Origin of the sequence: Vibrio sp. SG41-7, from assembly GCF_014164465.1 — a bacterium.
In the GTDB taxonomy this organism is placed as follows: domain Bacteria; phylum Pseudomonadota; class Gammaproteobacteria; order Enterobacterales; family Vibrionaceae; genus Vibrio; species Vibrio splendidus.
In genome coordinates this window covers 1-272 of record NZ_JACJFF010000410.1, presented here as the reverse complement: position 1 = coordinate 272, position 272 = coordinate 1, and the positions used below count along the sequence as shown (strand labels likewise).

The following is a 272-nucleotide window of genomic DNA, read 5'->3' as shown; positions in this document are numbered from 1 at the left end:
AGGTCCGAAGATCCCCCTCTTTGGCCCGTAGGCATTATGCGGTATTAGCCATCGTTTCCAATGGTTATCCCCCACATCAAGGCAATTTCCTAGGCATTACTCACCCGTCCGCCGCTCGACGCCCAACAAATCCTCCGAAGATTCAATGTTGTCGTTTCCGCTCGACTTGCATGTGTTAGGCCTGCCGCCAGCGTTCAATCTGAGCCATGATCAAACTCTTCAATTTAAGATTTTGTGACTCAACGAATACTGACTTCAAAACTAATATTCAT

Annotated in this window: 1 rRNA gene; it reads right to left on the bottom strand. The window is 47.4% G+C overall.

Annotation, left to right across the window (positions count from 1 at the left end):
• Nucleotides 1-226: ribosomal RNA gene (locus H5300_RS27385) — 16S ribosomal RNA — on the bottom strand; the annotation flags it as partial.
• Nucleotides 227-272: the final 46 nt, after the last annotated feature.